Origin of the sequence: Zoogloea sp. LCSB751 (assembly GCF_002028455.1) — a bacterium.
Lineage (GTDB): Bacteria > Pseudomonadota > Gammaproteobacteria > Burkholderiales > Rhodocyclaceae > Zoogloea.
This window is the reverse complement of the sequence record NZ_MWUM01000022.1, coordinates 43514-61378: the sequence shown is the minus strand read 5'-3', so window position 1 is coordinate 61378 and position 17865 is coordinate 43514. Positions and strand designations below refer to the sequence as shown.

Here is a 17865-nt window from a genome sequence, read left to right as displayed (position 1 = left end):
CAGGGGCGAATTCACAGGTCCAGCACCAGGCGCCCGCTCCGTGCCCGCGACACGCAGGGCAGGATCAGGCGGCCGGCTTCCCGCTCGGCGGCGGACAGGTAGTGGTCGCGGTGTTCGGCTTCGCCGTCCAGCAGCGGCGTCACGCACACGCCGCAGGCGCCGCCGCGGCACAGGCAGGGGGCTTTGACGCCGATCCGCTCGATGGCTTCGAGCAGGCTCTCGTCTTCGCCGACGCTGACCTCGATGCCGGACTTGGCGAGGAAGGCGTGGAAGGCCTCGCCGCCGGACAGGGCGCTGCCGAAGTGCTCGCAATGCACGTGGCTGGCGGGCCAGCCGGCGGCCGCGGCGAGTTCCAGCACCTCGTCGTTCATGGCGGCCGGGCCGCACACGTAAAGGTGGGTGCCGACCGGCTGGGCGGCGAGCAGGGCGGGGATGTCGAGGCGGCGGCCGTCGGCGTCCCAGTGCACGTTGACGCCGCTCTTGCCGGCCAGCCACGGGTCGAAGACGTGTTGCTCGTCCTCGCGACAGCACAGGTGCAGCGCGTAGTCGGCGCCGCCGAAGGCGAAGTCGGCCAAGTAGGACAGGAAGGGCGTGATGCCGATGCCGCCGGCGATCATCAGGTGGCGGCGGGCGGTGCGCACCGGCGCGAACAGGTTGCCGGGCCAGCCGGCCTCCAGCACGTCGCCGACCTTGAGCTGCTCGTGGATGAAGGCCGAGCCGCCGCGGGAGCTGGGCACGCGCCGCACGATGATCTCGTAGGCGTCGCGGGCGCCGGGGCGGCTGATCAGCGAATAGGCGTTGCGGTGGGTGCGCGCGGCGCCGTTCAGCACGAGCTGGAGGTGGGCGCCGGCCGCCGCCGGGGGCAGCTTGCCGCCGTCCGCCGCCACCAGGCGCAGGTGGCGAAGGCTCGGCGAGATGGCGCTGGCGGCAGCCACCTTGAGCGTGAGGGTTTCGCCGATCATGCGAAGCTCTCCTCGACGGCCGGCACTTCGCCCGGGGCTTCCGCATCCACCATCACGCCCATGAAGGCGCCCAGGCGGCGGGAGAAGTGGTCGCGCACCAGCAGGTGGCGGTGGCAGCCGGAACAGCTGGCGATGCTGGTGGTGACGTTCTCGGTGACCGTGTGGCAGTGGGTACACCACACCCGGCGGCGCAGGCTGCCGGCGTGGTGCAGGTGGATCTGCTCGGCGCTGAAGCCGATGATCGCCGCGGCCTTGGCTACCGACCACAGGAAGGGCTCGGTGCCCTGTACGTAGAGGCGGTCGCCGATGCCGTAGCCGCGGGTGGCGCAGGCGAAGGCGTCGACCACGTCGGCTACCTCGGGCAGGCGCCACACCTTGCCGAGGCCCAGGCCGCCGGCCTGGGTGCCGACCAGCCAGGTGTGCAGGTTCTCTTCCACCGGGGCGAAGGTGCCGGCCAGGGAGTCGAGGCGGCCGGGCAGTACGGTGTCGCCTTCGATGATCAGCAGGTGCTGGCTGCCGGACAGGTCCGGCTCCAGCTGGGTGTAGGTGGGGCGGCTCTTGATGTCGGAATGCAGCATGGTCGTTCTCCTCAGATCACCGCACAGGCGTGGGCGATGGCCACCACCGCGGCGCCGCCGGCGAGGGTCAGGTAGGGCAGGATGCCGGCGCGGGTGCCGACGCCTTCCTCGCTGCCCAAGTGCATGTCTTCCTGCATCGCGGCGGGGAACTGGCCCTTGTCGGTGACGTAGTGGCGGTACAGGAAGACCGGCACGATCAGCGCGGCGACGAGCAGGCCGGAAGCCAGCGTGCCGGCGCCCCAGATGTCGGCGCCCATGCCCATCAGCCACAGGTTGGCGAAGGCCAGCACGGTGCCGATGGCGATCAGCCACAGCGGGGCCTTGAACGGGCGCGGCCAGCTCGGGCGGTCGATGCGGTGGATCCAGGCGGCGTTGAGGTTGAGGAAGTTGAAGAGGATGTAGCAGACGTTGGAGATGGCCAGCACGAAGACGTAGTCGGACATCAACAGCAGGATCAGGTTGAAGCCGAGGTCGGTCCACATCGCCGGGATCGGCGCGCCGTTGGCATTCACGTGGGACAGGTACTTGGGCAGCCAGCCGTCGGCGGAGGCCTGGTAGAGGGTGCGCGAGGAGCCGGCCATCGAGGTCATGATGGACAGCACCAGGGCCAGCACCAGCATCGCCATCAGCACGTGCTCGACCAGCGCGCCGCCGCCCAGCATGTGGGCCATGGCGTGGGCGACGCCCATGCCGCTGTAGATGTCCGGCGACAGGATGCCGTCGTACACCGCCGGGGTGACCACGTTGCCGGCGGCGTCCTTCACCTCCGGCGTGACCAGCTGGCCGAGGCCGATGTTGCCCTGGAAGGCCAGCGGCACCACGGTGAACACGAAGATGCACAGCAGGCCGGAGTACAGGATGGCCTTGAAGGTGTCGGTGCGCGGGTCACGGAATTCGCGGGTGTAGCACACCGCCGTTTCGAAGCCGTAGGTGGACCAGGCCGCCATGAACAGGCCGCCGGCCATCAGGGTCAGGCCGCCCATGTCCCAGGCGCCGTCGATCACCGCGCCGCTGGCGTCCTTGGCCAGCGGGAACAGCGGGGTCAGGTTGGCGGCCGGCATGTCGCCGGAGAGCAGCGGCCACAGGCCGATCAGCATCAGCGGGGCCAGCGCGGCAATGCCGAGCACCATCTGCATGCGCGCCGCCTGAAGGATGCCGCGGTGCTGGATCGCGAAGGCCGCCAGCAGCACCGCCGCGCCGAGCACGAAGGTGGCGTTGATGCGCAGGGACAGACCGCCCTTGATGAAGCCCAGGTCGAGCAGGGTGATCTGCCAGGTGTTGATGGCCGCATCCGGTGCGAACAGGATCGACAGGATGTAGCCCGCCGCCAGCCCGGAGCCGATGGCCAGCACCGGCGACCAGGCCAGCCAGTTGCACCACACGGAGAGCGGCGCCAGCAGCTTGCTGTAGCGCACCCAGGCCACCGCCCCGTACACCGAGGCGCCGCCGGACTTGTGCGGGAACAAGCCGGCGATCTCGGCGTAGGAGAAGGACTGCAGGAAGCCGAAGGCGATGGAAATGATCCACACCGCCCAGGAGGGCTTGCCCACCGTGGCGGCAATGGAGCCGATGGAAAACAGCACCAGGGCCGGGACGCCGCTGGCCACCCAGAAGGCCCCGGCCCAGCCGATCTTGCGGTGGAGCGTTGCGCTGGCGCCGCCGCTCCCGATGCCGCTCGTCACGGCATCCACTGTCGTCGTGTTCATCTGCGTACTCCTCGATGTCGAAAAAATGCGATGGGACTGCAATGGCCTGCACTGTCCGCCGCCGGACGGGGGGCGAACAATTCGACTTTGGGAGTAGGTCCGAGGGGGAATTGAGGGAGTAGGCGCGTGGGCGTGAAATGGCTGCCATCCCAACACCGACAGAGGCAAAAGCATGAAACCCGCGATGAAGAACGCACTACGGAAGGCCGTCCGACAACTCGGTACCGGCGCGTTGCCGGCCACCGCAATCGCCATTGCCGTCGCCACCCTGGCGGCCCCCGCCTGTGCCGAGGATGCACCGGCGCCGGCTCCGGAGCTGACCAGCAACATCGGTGTGGTGTCGGAGTACGTGTTCCGCGGCATCCGCCAGACCTGGGGCAACCCGGCGATCCAGGGCGGCGTGGATTACGCCCATGCGTCCGGCTTCTACGTGGGCACCTGGTTGTCCAATACCAGCGGCAACCTGTACGCCAACGCCAATATCGAGGTCGATGTGTATGGCGGCTACCGGGGCGCGGTGGGCGATTTCGCCTACGACGTGGGGGTACTGCAGTTCATCTTCCCGCAGGCCAACTACGACAAGATCACGCCGGCCGGCAGCTATGCCAAGAAGAGCTACGACTCCACCGAGTTCTACCTCTCCGGCACCTGGCAGTGGTTCAACCTGAAGTACTCGCGGGCGATGACCAACGTCGGCTACTTCGGCTTCACCGACAACAACGCCGGCCCCGGCGCCTTCCCCAACAAGCCGGGGGCCGGCGTCACCGGCAAGGACACCACCGGCTCGTGGTACATCGAAGCCAACGTGAATTACGAGTTCCTGCCGACGTGGACGGCCACGCTGCATGCCGGCCGCCAGACCATTACCCATTCGAAGGGGCTGGACTATTCCGATTACAAGGTCGGCGTCAGCAAGGCCATGCCGGGCAGCTGGACGCTGGGCCTTGCCTACACGACGACCGCCGGTGCCGATTACTGGAAGAACTACCCCAGCGTGGCCGGCAACGGCACGACCAAGGACATGAACGCCGGCACCTGGATCGCGTCGGTCAACCGGGTCTTCTGATCCGCTCCCCGTTTCTCCTCAGGCAAGTTGGCACCTGATTCGGCCCGCTGGCGACAGCGGGCCGTTTTTTTGGCGTGGGGCCTGTGGGAAGGGTGGTAGAGGCGTTTTTTTCTTGTGGGGTGAGCTGTTGTGGGGGCGGATGAATTCGCCCCTACGCGTCCGCTGGCGCCTCGATCGGCAGTGTGACGGTGAAGGTGCTGCCCTTGCCGGGTTCGCTCGTCACGTCGATGCGGCCGTGGTGGCGGTCGACGATGCCCCATGACAGGGACAGGCCGAGGCCGGTGCCCTTGCCGATCGGTTTGGTGGTGTAGAAGGGCTCGAAGATGCGCTGCAAGTCGTCCGGCGGAATGCCCTTGCCGGTGTCGCTGACGCTGATCTGCACCGCGTTCTCACCGCTGCGCCGGGTGGCCAGGGTGATCGTCCCCTGGCCTTCGATCGCCTGCGCGGCGTTGATGATCAGGTTCATGAACACCTGATTGAGTTGGGACGGCAGGCAATACACCTGCGGCAGCTCGCCGTAGTCCTTGACCACCGTGCAGTGATACTTGAGCGCATTGGCGGCGATGTTGAGGGTCGACTCGAGCCCGGTGTGAAGATCGGCCCAGTGCCAGTCGGCGCTGCTGGTGTGGGAGTAGTCCTTCAGGTCGCTGACGATCTTGCGGATGCGGTCCACGCCGTCGGCGGATTCTTTCAGCAGTTGCAGCGCATCTTCCTTCAGGAAGTCGTAGTCGAGCTGGCGGCGCAAGGCCTCGACGGCGGCAAAGGCTTCAGGGGTGTCGGCGGCAACTGCGGCCTCGTAGGCATCGACGATGGAGAACAGATCCTGCAGGTAGCGCTCCAGGCTACCCAGGTTGGAGCCGACGAAGCCGATCGGGTTGTTGATCTCGTGGGCGACGCCGGCGGCGAGCTGGCCGAGGGAGGCCATCTTCTCGGATTGCAGCAGCTGCATCTGGGCGGTTTCGAGGGCCTTGGCGCCGCCTTCCACCTTGTGCCGCAGGCGCTGGTTGTTCTTGTCCAGCATGTCGCGGGCGGCCTTCGCTTCCAGCTGGGCACGCACCCGGGCCCGTACGATGGTGGCGCGGATCGGCTTGTGGATGTAGTCGCAGGCGCCCATTTCGAAGCCGCGCTGTTCGCTGTCCTCGTCGATCAGCGCGGTCACGAAGATCACCGGGACGGTGGCGGTGCGGGGATCCCCGCGCAGCAGCTGAAGGACTTCGAAGCCATCCAGGTCCGGCATCATGATGTCGAGCAGGATCAGGTCGGGCGGCGGGTCCTGGATTGCCGCCTGCAATGCCTCCGTCCCGTTGGCGGCCTTGATGACTGTGTAGAAGGGTTCGAGGACGCGGCCCAGCACCAGCCGGTTCACCGGTTCGTCATCGACGACGAGCACCACGCTGCGAGTGGCTTGGGGAGGCTGCACGCTGCTGTCCTGGCTTGTCATGGAGGGTTCCGGAATGCTTGCTGTGTGGTTATTGTTGTTTTTGTCGATTCTAATAAATATATGTGGCGGGTGCCGGTGAATGCTTGATTCATGATAAGTGACCTGCTGCACAGCGCAGGAACTTCGACATGCCTGCCGTTCCGTGCGCGACAGGATGCCCGATTCCACGAGGCCCGGCGAGACATCCCGCGTTCCCACGTTTATGCTGCGATCCATGGCCGCAGACCCCACGGAGACGACAATGAATTTCCCCGCCCACCAGCTGACCATGACGGTGCTGATGACGCCGGACATGGCCAATTTCTCCGGCAACGTGCACGGCGGCGCCATCCTCAAGCTGCTCGACCAGGTGGCCTATGCCTGCGCGGCGCGCTATTCCGGCTGCTACGTGGTGACCCTGTCGGTGGACCAGGTGATGTTCCGCCAGCCGATCCACGTCGGCGAGCTGGTGACCTTCCTGGCCTCGGTGAATTACACCGGCAATTCGTCGATGGAGATCGGCGTGAAGGTCATTGCCGAGGACATCCGCACCCAGGTCGTGCGCCACGCCAACAGCTGCTTCCTCACGATGGTGGCGGTGGACGAGAACCGCAAGCCGGTCAGCGTGCCGTCGCTACGCCCCTTCACGCCGGACGAGAAGCGCCGCTATCAGGCCGCCCAGGCCCGCAAGGAACTGCGCCGGGAGCTCGAACAGCGTTACACCGCGCTGCGCGATGCGGCGGCGGAGGGTTTCGAGCGGGAGCGCTGAACGCGGCTCCCGCTCGCGGGGGAGGGTTCAGGCAGCGGCGACCTGGAACTGGCCCATGGTCTGTTCCAGCTTGCCGGTGGCAAAGCCGGTGAGCTCGGCGCTGCGTGCCGATTCCCGCGTGGCGTGGCGCATCGCCTCGGCGGCGGCGGAGATGGATTCCACCCGGTCGCCGTAGGCATGGGTGGCCGCGGCGATCTGGTTGATGGTCACGAACAGGCGCTCGACGACCGCCTCGATCTCCCGCTTGTCGGTGGCGGCGGCGGTGGCCAAGCGCAGGCCTTCCTCCATCTCGGACATGCCGCTTTCCATCGTGCGCACGGCTTCTTCGGCCTGGCTCTGCACGCCGTCGATCATCTCGCGGATGTCGGAGGTGGCGCCGCGGGTGCGTTCGGCCAGCTTGCGCACCTCGTCGGCCACCACCGCGAAGCCGCGCCCGGTCTCGCCAGCGCGGGCGGCCTCGATGGCGGCGTTGAGGGCCAGCAGGTTGGTCTGGTCGGCGATCTCGTTGATCAGTGTGACGATGCGGCCGATCTCCAGCGTGCGCTGTTCGAGCTGGCGGATCGTCGTTGCCGACAGATTGACCGAGCTGCGGATGCCCTGGCTGCGGGCTTCCACCAGGGCGAATTGCTGGCGCGCCTCTTCGCTGACGCGCTGTACGACTTGTTGCATGGTGGCGGTGTTGTCGGTGGCGGCGTCGATCTCGCTGAGCTGTACGCGGATCGCGTTGAGGATGTCGTCGATGGCGTCCTGCATCGACGTGGAGACCTGATCTGCGTGGCTGTTCTTCTGCAGCATGTTGCGGTTGGTGTCGCCGATCTCGCTGGTGGTGTTGGCGACCTGGCGGATCATCTGTTCCAGGTTGTCGATGAAGCTGTTGGCCCACTGGGCCAGCACGGTGGCTTCGTCGATCCGTTCGCTGGCCCGCGGCAGGCGCTGCGACAGGTTGCCGCCGCCTTCGGTGGTGGAGCGCAGCACGCGGGTCGCCTCGCGCAGGCGTTCGCTGATCGGCAGGCAGCCAAGCCGGTGGAAGACCGCCGCGCCGCCCAGTTGCAGGGCCAGGCCGGTGCCCAGCACGGCGGCCTGGCCGAGGCCGGCCAGCTCGGCCAGCAGGCCGGCGATGCCCCAGCTGCCCAGGGTGACTGCCATGTAGAGGCTGAGCAGGCGGAAGGGGATGCTGCGGAAGCGGTACACCTCCTCCAGGTCGGCCTCGCACATCATGCCCCAGGTGTCCGGCGAGCCGGGCAGGCGGAAGGTGACGCCCTTGCCGATGACCGGCACGTGGCGGTAGTCGGAATAGCCCGGGTAGGTGACGAACAGGTTGTCGCCCTTGCGGATCGTCTCGCGCACGCCAGGGTGGAGCTGGCCGGTGGCCGGGTCGTTGAAGACCAGCTCCAGCTCGGTGTGCTCCTGTACGCGCACGGTGCCGAAGGCGGTGCGGATGCCGTCCTTCAGGTTGTCGCCGCCGGAGAAGGTGGCGTCCTCGAAGCGGGAGCGGGACAGGGCGGTGCCGGGGGCGACCGTCGGATCGAAGACCGACTTGACCATGAACAGGTAGTTGTCGCCGGACTCGTGGAAGATATGGCCGGCTTCGCGCTGGATCAGGTCGCCGAGCACATCATTGGGCACGCGGCCGCACAGGGCGCCGACGACGCGGCCATCCACCGTGATCGGCTGGTAGAACATCAGCGTCACCGCGTCGTGGAAGCGGGACGTGGACGGTGGCAGGCTCCTGGTGACCGGGTCGCGGTAGGGGCCGTGCAGGAAGCGCCCGGCCAGCCCGGCGCGCAGCGGCGCGGTGGCGGCCACGCGGGTGCCGGCGCGACCGTTGGCGGAAGACGCGCCGATCATCCCCTGCAGGTTGACGACGAACAGTTCGGAGAAGTCCTCGGCGCGCTGGCGGCGCAGTTGCAGCTGGCGGGTGTCCACGTCCGGCCAGCTGCCGGCCAGTTCGCGGGCCAGCCCTTCCAGGTGGGCCCATTGCTGCTCGGCCCAGGTGTTCAGGATGCGCACGCGGGTCTGCGCGAAGGCCTCGAAGGTCTGTTCGATGGCGGGGTAGCGGTGCCGGTTGCGGGACGTGGCCCAGCCCATGGCGATCTTGCCGGTCCGGCCGAACCACGGCAGCCACGCTTTTTCCGCGCTGCTGAGGGACATGTTCTGACTCTTGAGCATTGACTGATTCCTGCTACAAAAAAGAAGCAGGGTCGGAGAGCAAGAGCTGCGCCTGTTTTGTGCCCTGTACCCTTGGCAATCTGCACCGCCTTGGTGAATCAGGCGCTTAGCGCTTGGGGTTATGCAATATATTTCACCCTTCCTGCGTCACGGAAATTCACACTGCGCACTATAAAGGTGCAAATCCGGAGTGTTTTTTCAGTGAGTGCTACCTATTAGGGAGTACTGGCACTGCGGTGGTGCATGGTGCGGGCTGCACCCGGCACCTGGTGGGGCCGATGGGCTGCGGGACTGCCTGGAATATGTCGCCGGATGCTGGCGTTCTGCAGCATGGCGGTGGGTCCGCCGCCCGTGGCACCATCGCGGCATTCATTCGATCCCCGGCGGGAGGTTCCCATGTCTGTCCATGTTCTGAGCCGTGCGCTCGTGTTGCCCCTGCTCCTGGCGATGCTGCCCGCTGCGGCCAGTCCCACCATTCAGCCGGGGGGCTGGAAGGTCAAGACGGTGGTCACGGCGCGCGAAACGCCGGCCAGTCCATCCCGGACGGTGTCGGAGATGACGACGCAGCTGTGTCTCACGCCGGCCTTCCTGGCCCGCGATCCCTACCTGACGCCGGGCATCGACCGGGACAAGATGGAGAAGCAGGGCGCCCGCTGCAGTATTTCGGACGCCACCCGCAGCGAGGCCAGCGCCAGCTGGAAGATGAGTTGCACGATGGCCGACGGCAACTCGGTGGAGATGCAGGTCAGCAACACGGTGGCATCGCGCCGCCTGCGTTCCGAAGTTCAGCAGTTCGTCCACAAGGGCAGCCAGGAGGTGCAGATCCGCATCACGATGGATTCGGTGTATGCGGGGGCGTGTACCAAGGACATGCTGCAGCTCTAGAGCCTGGGCGCGTGGCCCCATTGCATCACGATGAAGACGCCTTGGTCGTCAGCGTGCAATACAGTTTTCAATCGCAATTTCTCTTATTTGAATAAGTTTTTCTGAATTTAGAAGAAGGTGGCGCTGTCTTTTTGGGCATCTCCCTCCACAAGTGCATAGAGGATCTCGTAGTGAGACCAAAGCCTTATAGGAGATGCTGTGCTGTCCATAACAAGCGCCACGAACAAGTTGCGGCCCCTTTCCCTGGCCATGATGTTGGCCATATCGTTGCCGATGAATGTTTCGCATGCCCAGGGCACTGTTGATGCGTTCGGGAGTGTAGCTGCTGATTTCAATGTGCCAGAGGGGCCGCTTGAGGATGTCCTGCTTGCAATTGCACGTCAGACGGGGCGTGTCGTTTCCTTCGATCCGCGCCTGACAAAGGGATTGATGGTCTCGGCGATCGAAGGTCGCTTCACCCTCGGCGAAGCACTTGATCGTGCATTGCGCAACACTGGGTTGACCCGCAGTATCACGGAGCTGGGGGCCATCAAGATTACTGCGCAAAAGGTCGGGCTCAATGTGCAGGAGCGTGAGCCCGGTGCTGCATCCGTCAAGGCAAATGCGGCGTCTGCGGAAGATGTGCAGCAATTGGAGACCGTGGTTGTCGGCACCTTCCGTTCCGGAGTGACGACCCTGACCAGTGCGGCGCCGGTGGATGTGATCAGTGGAGACCGCCTCACCGGTTCGGGATTCACCAATCTCTCTCAAGCGTTGCAGGCATTGGCACCCTCGGTCAACTTCCCGCAAAACCGCGCCAGTACCGGCGCGACTTCCGCAAAACAGGCTTCTCTGCGTGGCCTTTCGCCGGGAGAGGCGCTGGTGCTGATCAACGGAAAGCGCTGGCATACGTCGGGTATCGTCAATACCGGGGACAGTTTTGGGCGGGGCGATCAGGCGGTGGACCTGGCATCGATCCCTCTTGTGGCGATCGATCGCGTTGAAGTGCTGCGTGACGGGGCTTCTGCGCAGTATGGCTCCGATGCCATCGCCGGGGTGGTCAATATTGTCTTGAAGGCCCGTGCGGCGGGCGCTCGTGCCGACGCACAAATCGGTCAGCAGACGAAGGGTGATGGATTGACCCGGATTATTTCCGGCTGGAAAGGTTATGAGCTGGGGGAGGGCGGTTTCCTGACCCTGAGCGGGAGCTACGAGACCCACGACTTCACCCGTCTCAACGAGGGAACGGATACCCGCAAGTATTATTCGGCGACGGCCACATATCCTGTGGCTCATCCTGAATTGGAGGGCTCGGCTCCGCGCAATTGGTATACCGGTCTCGGGGATGGCGAAAACCTCTCACTGGTCGCCAACGGGGAATTGCCTTTCAATGCCGATACGACGCTGTATGGGCTTGCGAACTATAGCCGTCGTTTCACGAAGCAATACTCGCCCTGGCGACTTCCGAATTCCAACGTGAATGTGGCGACGGTGACACCGGACGGATATCAGGTGGTCGGGAAGGGCGTTCCGGAGGATATCGCGTTCCTTGTCGGGGCCAAGCATGGAGCTCTCCCGGATGGGGTGTGGGATTTGAGTCTGGGGTACGGGCGCAATGAAACCAGCCTGTATGCCAACAACTCTGAAAACCCCAGTTACGGAATAGCAACTCCGCGCAATTTCTTTCTCGGTACGCTCCGGAACAGTCAGACCAATCTGACGCTCGACTACAAGCGGGAACTGGCGCCGGCCTTTGTGCGTCAGCCGCTCGTACTTTCTGCGGGGGTGGCGCGGCGTTGGGAGTCCTATGGGCAACGGGCAGGGGATACTGCTTCATGGGCCTTTGGAGGGGTAACAGGGGTTCCGATCGGTGTCACAAGCGGTGGCTATGTCGTACCGGACGCATCGGCCCACGATGCGAGCCGCGATGTCTGGGCTGCCTATGCCGGACTTGAAGGCGAGGTCGTGAAGGACCTTTCGGTGGGGGTTACCGGGCGGTTGGAGCACTACAGCGACTTCGGTAATGCAAGCACCGGGAAGCTCTCCGCTCGCTATGTGATCAGCCCGTCGGTTGCTCTGCGATCCACTGTCAATACCGCGTTCAAGGCGCCTACGATCGGGCAGCTCTCCTTGTATGGCGACACTGCGGTTCAAGTGGCTCCGACCCTGGCCAATCCATCCGGGCGGGTGGACGTGCTCCTGGCGCCGGTTTCGTCGGAGATTGCACGGCTCGCGGGGGCTCAGGATCTCAAGCCGGAGAAGTCGCACAACATCTCTTTCGGGGTGGTTCTGACTCCGAGCGACAGCACCACGCTGACGGTCGATGCCTACCGGATCCGGATTGACGATCGGATTGCGCTGTCGTCGGTTATCCAGGGCAACACGGTCAATGGAATCCTGGCGAATGCCGGCTACCCGACCATTTACGGTATTCAGTATTTCCTCAACATGGGAACGACCACTACCAACGGTGTAGATGCCGTCGGTACTTGGAAGACACGTCTTGCTGCGGGCGACCTGGCACTTTCCGCATCCTGGAGCTACAGCAAGACGACTGTCGATAGCGTCTCCGTTGGGAGCTTTGCCGGCAAACCATTGGTTGATTATTTTTCGGTGACCAGTCTGATCGAGAACGCAGTTCCGAGACAACGTGGAATCTTGAGTCAGGACTGGAAGTCCGGTCCCTGGCGTTGGGTGGCATCGCAAACCTATTACGGTCCTTATGGCGGTGCCAACAATCAGGCGCCAGGGACCGAATTCTGGTTCACGCCGAAATGGACTGTCGATGTTGCTGGTACCTACAAATTTCCGGCTTTCGATCTGACTTTCGGGGCGCAGAACCTATTCGGGGCAAAACCGGAAATGGTCCCCAATTCATCCAATGGAGGGCGCTTGAGCAATTCCAGCCTCGCGGCTTTCAACCCGGGTGGCACCTTCTTGTACCTGCGCCTGGGCAAGAGTTTCTGAGTGCCTGGCAAACGACAGAGTGAAAGGAAATAGGAACATGTTGCGCAAGAGACTGAAGCTGGGTGTGTTGATTAATGCGTCCGGTTCCCACGTTGCCGGTTGGCGGCATCCCGATGCTCATCCCGATGCGACCTCAAGCCTCCAACATTATCTTGGTGTTGCGAAAAAGGCGGAGGAGGGGCGTTTCGATATCGTTTTTTTTGCAGACAGTGCAGCCCTATATGACGGCACCCCTGCCCACCAGGAGCGCAATGCCGCCGGGCTGGCCGGGACGGAGCCGAAGCGCCATCTCGAGCCATTCACGCTGCTTGCCGCGATTGCGGCACACACCCGGCACATCGGGCTGGTGGGAAGCGCCACGACGACCTACTTTGAGCCCTTCCACGTGGCGCGCAAGGTGGCGTCGCTGGATCACATCAGCGGCGGCCGAGCGGGTTGGAATCTGGTGACCTCCGCCAACCCCGCCGAGGCGACCAACTTCAACCGCGAGCAACATGTTCCCCATGCCGAGCGCTATGAGCGGGCTGCGGAATTCGTAGATGTGGTCAAGTCCCTGTGGGACAGCGTTGATGACGGCGCTTATGTTCGAGACAAGGAGAGCGGCCGTTACGCTGACCTGTCCCGAGTTCATCCGATAGGGCACGTCGGCAAGCACTTCTCGGTGACCGGGCCACTCAATGTGTCCCGCCCGCCGCAAGGGCATCCGGTCATTGCTCAGGCGGGTTCATCCGATGTGGGACGTGAACTGGCTGCTGTTTCGGCGGATCTGGTGTTCACCGCGCAACGCTCGCTGTCCGACGGTCAGGCCTTTTACCAGGATCTGAAGTCAAGGGTGCGGGAGCATGGGCGTGATCCGGAACACGTGTTGGTCCTGCCGGGACTGGTGCCCTTCGTCGGGCGTAGTGAGGCCGAGGCCCGGGAGACCTTCGAAGCGTTACAGGCGAAGATCCAGCCGGAGGTTGGCCTGGCCCTGATTGCGGAACTGCTGGGAGAGATCGATCTGACCGGCTTGCCTCTGGATGCGCCCCTGCCGGAAATCATCGGTTCCGATGGCTCCAAGAGTCGTTTCGATCTGTTGAAGCGCCTTGCTGAAAAGGGTGGGCTCACGATACGCCAGCTTTATGAGCAGACGGCGAGTGCCAGTGGGCATGGTTTCGTGATTGGGTCCCCCGCACAGGTCGCCGATTACATCGAGACCTGGTTCCGGGAAGGTGCTGCGGATGGCTTCAACATTCTCCCGCCTTATTTGCCAGGCGGCTTCAATGACTTCGTCGACCTCGTGGTCCCCGAATTGCAGAAACGAGGCCTGGTGCAGGAGGCTTACTTGGGAGGCACGCTCAGGAGCCAGCTTGGCTTGCCGAGGCCGGTGGGCCGGTTCGGAGTGTCGGCATGATGGGTGTCGCGCACGTGATCGCAAAGGAAGGCATTCACCGTGGCTGAGCCGCTGTCACCAATAGTGTCGAGCGCCTGGTTGGCGGCGCATCGTGAGGACGCGGACCTCGTCATCCTGGATGCCTCGGCATATATGCCCATGGAGAGGCGCGACGGGCGGGAGGAATTCTTGCGTGCACGCATTCCCGGGGCGCGATTCCTCGATGTGGACGAGGTAGCGGATATCGAGTCCGACCTTCCACATATGCTGCCGTCCCCGGCACGTTTCGCACGACAGGTTGCTGCTCTTGGCCTTCATAACCATCAGCGCATCGTCATCTACGACCAGAAAGGTCTGTTTTCGGCCGCGCGTGGCTGGTGGCTGTTCAAGGTGTTCGGGCATGACGCGGTGGCTGTGCTGGACGGCGGCCTGCCGAAATGGCGAGCCGAGGACGGGGTTATCGAGGCAGGAGAGCCTGCCCCAGTCGAGGTGGGCCGATTCCAGCCGGCCTTCCGGGCCTCGCGGGTGCGGGGCCTCGGTGACATGCTTGCAAACCTGAAAAGCGGATCGGCGCTCGTGCTCGATGCGCGTTCGCCGGAACGTTACGCAGGGACTGTCGCCGAGCCCCGGCCTGGCCTGCGCTCCGGCCATATTCCAGGTAGCCGGAGTCTGCCCTTCCAGGCACTGCTCAATGCGGATCACACCTATAAACCCCAAGCCGTGTTGCAACGGCTCTTCATCGAGCAGGGGGTGGGGGCGGATTCGGATGTTGTGGTGAGTTGCGGCAGTGGCCTGACGGCCTGCGTATTGGCTCTGGGCCTGGAGTTGGCTGGTTTTTCCCCTGCCTCGGTCTATGACGGTTCCTGGTCCGAATGGGGCGCGCAGCCCGATGGGGTCGCCCCGCTACGGACAGGGTTCGAGCCCTGAAGATCAATGATCAGGATGAATACGAAGATGACAAAGATGAAATCGACCTTGGTGGCTTGCTCCGCCGCGCTTGTCCTGCTGCTGGGTGTTGTACCCAGTGCAGGTGCACATGGCATGTATGTGGCTCAACGTCATGGAGAACTCGCGGTGGTAGTGGGATTCTCCTCGAATGACGAGGCTTATGCGGTAAGCAAGATCACTGCTGCGCGTGCTGTAACGGGCAATGGACGGCCCCTTGAGGTGACGCGGCGGGACGACCCGCTGGGCTATGTCGCGCTCAAGCCCCCCTCGGGGGCCGCACTGCTGTTTGTGGACATGGACTACGGCTTCTATGCTCGCGATGCTGCCGGTAAGTTCAAGGCTGGGCGCAAGAGTGCCCTGCCCGGTTCGGTGTTTGGGCTGCAGGCCATCAAGCAGAATCTGACCGTCCTGGGCCCCTGGGAGGGGGCGCTACGTCCCCGTGGCAAAGGCTTGGAAATCGTGCCTTTGGAGAGCCCACTTGCGTTGCAGCGGGGTGACAGCTTGAAGGTCCAGGTTCTCCTGGACGGCAGTCCTTTGCCAGGAGTCAGGTTGTGGGAGGACTTCGTGAGCAATGATGCCCTGCTGTCTCCCGAGACAGATAAGTCAGGCATCACGCGGGTCCGCCTGGCGGCCGACACCTTGAATGTGATTGCCCTTGAGTACGACCAGAAGGTGTCGGCGGATCCCGATCGGGATATCTACCGTCATTTCTCCACGTTGAGTTTCTCTCTCAACCATCCAGAGCCCGATTGATTCCGATGCTGAATTTCGTCCATGTCTCGATCTGCCGTTCCAATCATGGTTAGTGCGCGTCTGGCTCTTCCTTTCCGTGCCATGTTTCTCTTCCTTGTGCTCTGCATCGCTCGGGATGCGGTAGCACAGGTCCAGGCTACCGCGTGCCGGATTGCCGGCATGCCGCCGCCTGAGGCGCGGCTGGTGATCAATACGTCCGGCGGGACTTTCTGGGAGGCTTTCCGGAAGGCCTACCTGGATCCATTCGAGAAGGAATGTGGAGTCCGGGTGAGCGTGATCGTATCGTCCGGCCACAGCTTTCCCCAATTGAGGGAATACGTGAAACGTAATGCTGTTCCGTACGATATCTCTTATACGGGGGTTCCCTGGGAACTTGAACAGGGTATTCGGGAAGGACTCTTCGAAAAGCTGCCTCCAGGTTTCTGGGATGCCGCGCGCCCGAATCTGATCGATGGCTCCTACAACGATTATGGCACTTGGCTCAGTGCATATTCCGAGGTTCTGATATACAGCACCCGCGTGTTTCCGTCGGGCATGGCATCGTGGGCCGATCTGTGGGATGTCGCGAAGTACCCGGGGGCGCGCACGCTTTACGATCATCCCTACACGTTGATCGTCGCTCTGCTGGCGGACGGTGTCGCCCCGGACCGTCTTTACCCGATTTCTGACGAGAGGTTGCGCCAAGCCTTTCGCAAGCTCAACGTGCTCGCGCCCCATGTACGAGCCTACTGGGTGACCGGGGACGAGCCGGTAGTCGGGGTTCAGCGTGGTGACTTTGTCGCGGGTATTGCGCAGAGCGGTCGAGTCGTGGCCGGCCTGCGGCGTGGGTTGGCTGTCGGCATGCGTTGGGAGCAGCACATCCTCAGCAGTGCATGGTTGTTCCGGCCCCGTGGAGCAGCCCATCCGAATGCCGCGGCGCTGTTCCTGCGCTACATGAGCGATGCCCGGCGGCAGGCGGATTTTGCGCGGCTCATCGGCTATGGCGCGGGCGCCAGAGATACCGAGCGCCATCTCGCTCCCGACGAGTCCCGCAATCTGACCACCGCTAAGGCCAACCTTGCCAAGGCCGTCAAAATTGACCCTGACTGGTGGCGGGACAACGGAGCCCGGGTGCAGTCCCTCTGGAAGGAATGGCGTGCGACGGGCAAGGTGCCCTTGTGATGCGGCCTACCGACATGGCAATCGCCTTACGCGGGGTGATCAAGCGTTATGGCGATTTTTGCGCTCTGGATGGGGTGTCGCTGGACGTGAATCCAGGGGAATTCGTTTCCCTGCTGGGGCCGAGCGGTTCAGGCAAGTCCACGATTCTTGGGCTGGTGGTGGGTTCTGTCCTGCCGGACCGTGGGGCGGTGTACATCCATGGCAAGGACGCGGCTGCGTTACGCCCTCATGAACGCAATATCGGCATGGTTTTTCAGCAGTACTCGCTGTTTCCACATCTGACGGTAGCAGAGAACATTGCTTATCCCCTGAAATTGCGTAAGTGGACCGAGCCTGCGATCAAGAGCCGGGTGGCGGCCTTTCTCGATCTGGTAGGGCTGATCCGCGAGGCGGACCGGTATCCCGGCGAGATATCGGGAGGGCAGGCGCAGCGGGTTGCAGTGGCCCGGGCTCTGGTGTTCGACCCCGATGTATTGCTCATGGACGAGCCATTGGGGGCGTTGGACAAGCGTCTCCGGGGGGAACTCCAGGAGGAGTTTCGACGTATTCAGCGGGAGACAGGCGTCCCGACCCTCTACGTGACCCACGACCAGGATGAGGCAATGTTCCTTTCGGATCGGATCATCGTGTGCAACCAAGGGCGCATCGTGGCCGACGGGTCGCCGCGTGACCTGTACGAGCGTCCGCCCGGTGCCTGGGCCGCCGAGTTTCTCGGGGATGCCAATCTCGTACCCGTGCAGCGCTGGCGACAGTGTGGAGACGGGCAGGCCAAGGCCGAGACTGCGTGGGGTGAAGTCGTTGTTCCGCATGCTCCTGGCTCCACTCCGGAGCGGTCGGCTGCCATCGTCGTGCGGCCCGAACATCTTCTGGTGGCAGTGGATGAGCCTTCCACGCAAGGGTATGCGCCTGCACGGGGGGGCGTCCGGGCCAGGGTGACAAGTTCGGTCTATCTCGGCGGGCGCCAGCGGATTCACTTGCATACCGAGGAGGGGATGCTCCTGAAGGCAGAGGTATCGGGCCGAAGGCATCTGCCGACAGGGGGTGTGTTGTCCATCCACTGGCGGCCGGAAGATTCCTGGCTCGTCAATATCTGAAGTGTGGCGGGCGGCCCGAAGGCGCGCCCTTGAGCA

The 17865-nt window shown here is 63.9% G+C and carries 14 protein-coding genes; 9 read left to right on the top strand and 5 right to left on the bottom strand.

The annotated features are described in order from the left end of the window. Positions 1-11 precede the first annotated feature (11 nt). The 3 genes from B4920_RS20030 to B4920_RS20020 are packed head-to-tail and all read right to left on the bottom strand — an operon-like array spanning position 12 to position 3246. Positions 12-962, bottom strand: a complete 951-nt coding sequence (locus tag B4920_RS20030) for a PDR/VanB family oxidoreductase (protein ID WP_079436454.1) — start codon at positions 960-962, stop codon at positions 12-14. Then, a complete protein-coding gene (locus B4920_RS20025) occupies positions 959-1540 on the bottom strand; it encodes a dimethylamine monooxygenase subunit DmmA family protein (protein ID WP_079436453.1) in 582 nt (193 codons plus the stop codon). The genes B4920_RS20030 and B4920_RS20025 overlap by 4 nt, the downstream gene beginning before the upstream one ends. A gap of 11 nt (positions 1541-1551) precedes the next feature. After that, the gene (locus B4920_RS20020; RefSeq protein ID WP_079436452.1) at positions 1552-3246 is read right to left on the bottom strand and encodes an APC family permease; all 1695 of its coding nucleotides are present in this window, start codon (positions 3244-3246) and stop codon (positions 1552-1554) included. Between the two features lie 172 nt (positions 3247-3418). Between B4920_RS20020 and B4920_RS20015 the strand changes: the two genes are divergently transcribed. Continuing rightward, positions 3419-4312, top strand: a complete 894-nt coding sequence (locus B4920_RS20015; protein WP_079436451.1) for a TorF family putative porin — start codon at positions 3419-3421, stop codon at positions 4310-4312. A gap of 151 nt (positions 4313-4463) precedes the next feature. Here B4920_RS20015 and B4920_RS20010 read toward each other — a convergent pair whose 3' ends face one another. Further along, positions 4464-5753, bottom strand: coding sequence for an ATP-binding protein (locus B4920_RS20010; RefSeq protein ID WP_079436450.1), 1290 nt, complete (start codon positions 5751-5753; stop codon positions 4464-4466). A gap of 241 nt (positions 5754-5994) precedes the next feature. On the opposite strand from B4920_RS20010, the gene B4920_RS20005 reads away from it, so the two are divergent. Then, positions 5995-6501: an acyl-CoA thioesterase gene (locus tag B4920_RS20005; RefSeq protein ID WP_079436449.1), complete on the top strand. Its 507-nt coding sequence runs from the start codon at positions 5995-5997 to the stop codon at positions 6499-6501. Between the two features lie 27 nt (positions 6502-6528). Here the strand turns inward: B4920_RS20005 and B4920_RS20000 are convergent, their stop codons facing one another. Continuing rightward, positions 6529-8670, bottom strand: a complete 2142-nt coding sequence (locus tag B4920_RS20000) for a methyl-accepting chemotaxis protein (protein WP_079436448.1) — start codon at positions 8668-8670, stop codon at positions 6529-6531. Between the two features lie 396 nt (positions 8671-9066). Between B4920_RS20000 and B4920_RS19995 the strand changes: the two genes are divergently transcribed. The 7 genes from B4920_RS19995 (at position 9067) to B4920_RS19965 (ending at position 17829) form a co-directional block, all read left to right on the top strand. Next, the gene (locus tag B4920_RS19995) at positions 9067-9555 is read left to right on the top strand and encodes a DUF3617 family protein (RefSeq protein WP_161493354.1); all 489 of its coding nucleotides are present in this window, start codon (positions 9067-9069) and stop codon (positions 9553-9555) included. Between the two features lie 198 nt (positions 9556-9753). After that, the gene (locus tag B4920_RS19990) at positions 9754-12501 is read left to right on the top strand and encodes a TonB-dependent receptor (protein ID WP_079436446.1); all 2748 of its coding nucleotides are present in this window, start codon (positions 9754-9756) and stop codon (positions 12499-12501) included. 37 nt (positions 12502-12538) lie between these two features. Continuing rightward, a complete protein-coding gene (locus B4920_RS19985) occupies positions 12539-13894 on the top strand; it encodes an LLM class flavin-dependent oxidoreductase (RefSeq protein WP_079436445.1) in 1356 nt (451 codons plus the stop codon). A 39-nt stretch (positions 13895-13933) separates the two neighbouring features. Continuing rightward, positions 13934-14800 carry a 3-mercaptopyruvate sulfurtransferase gene (gene sseA / locus B4920_RS19980; protein ID WP_216819961.1) on the top strand — a complete coding sequence of 289 codons (867 nt, stop codon included), beginning with the start codon at positions 13934-13936 and terminating at the stop codon, positions 14798-14800. Between the two features lie 36 nt (positions 14801-14836). Next, positions 14837-15574: a DUF4198 domain-containing protein gene (locus B4920_RS19975; RefSeq protein WP_161493353.1), complete on the top strand. Its 738-nt coding sequence runs from the start codon at positions 14837-14839 to the stop codon at positions 15572-15574. 159 nt (positions 15575-15733) lie between these two features. Further along, complete coding sequence (locus B4920_RS19970) at positions 15734-16735, top strand: extracellular solute-binding protein (protein ID WP_161493352.1); 1002 nt, start codon at positions 15734-15736, stop codon at positions 16733-16735. Further along, positions 16735-17829, top strand: a complete 1095-nt coding sequence (locus B4920_RS19965; RefSeq protein ID WP_216819960.1) for an ABC transporter ATP-binding protein — start codon at positions 16735-16737, stop codon at positions 17827-17829. The genes B4920_RS19970 and B4920_RS19965 overlap by 1 nt, the downstream gene beginning before the upstream one ends. Positions 17830-17865: the final 36 nt, after the last annotated feature.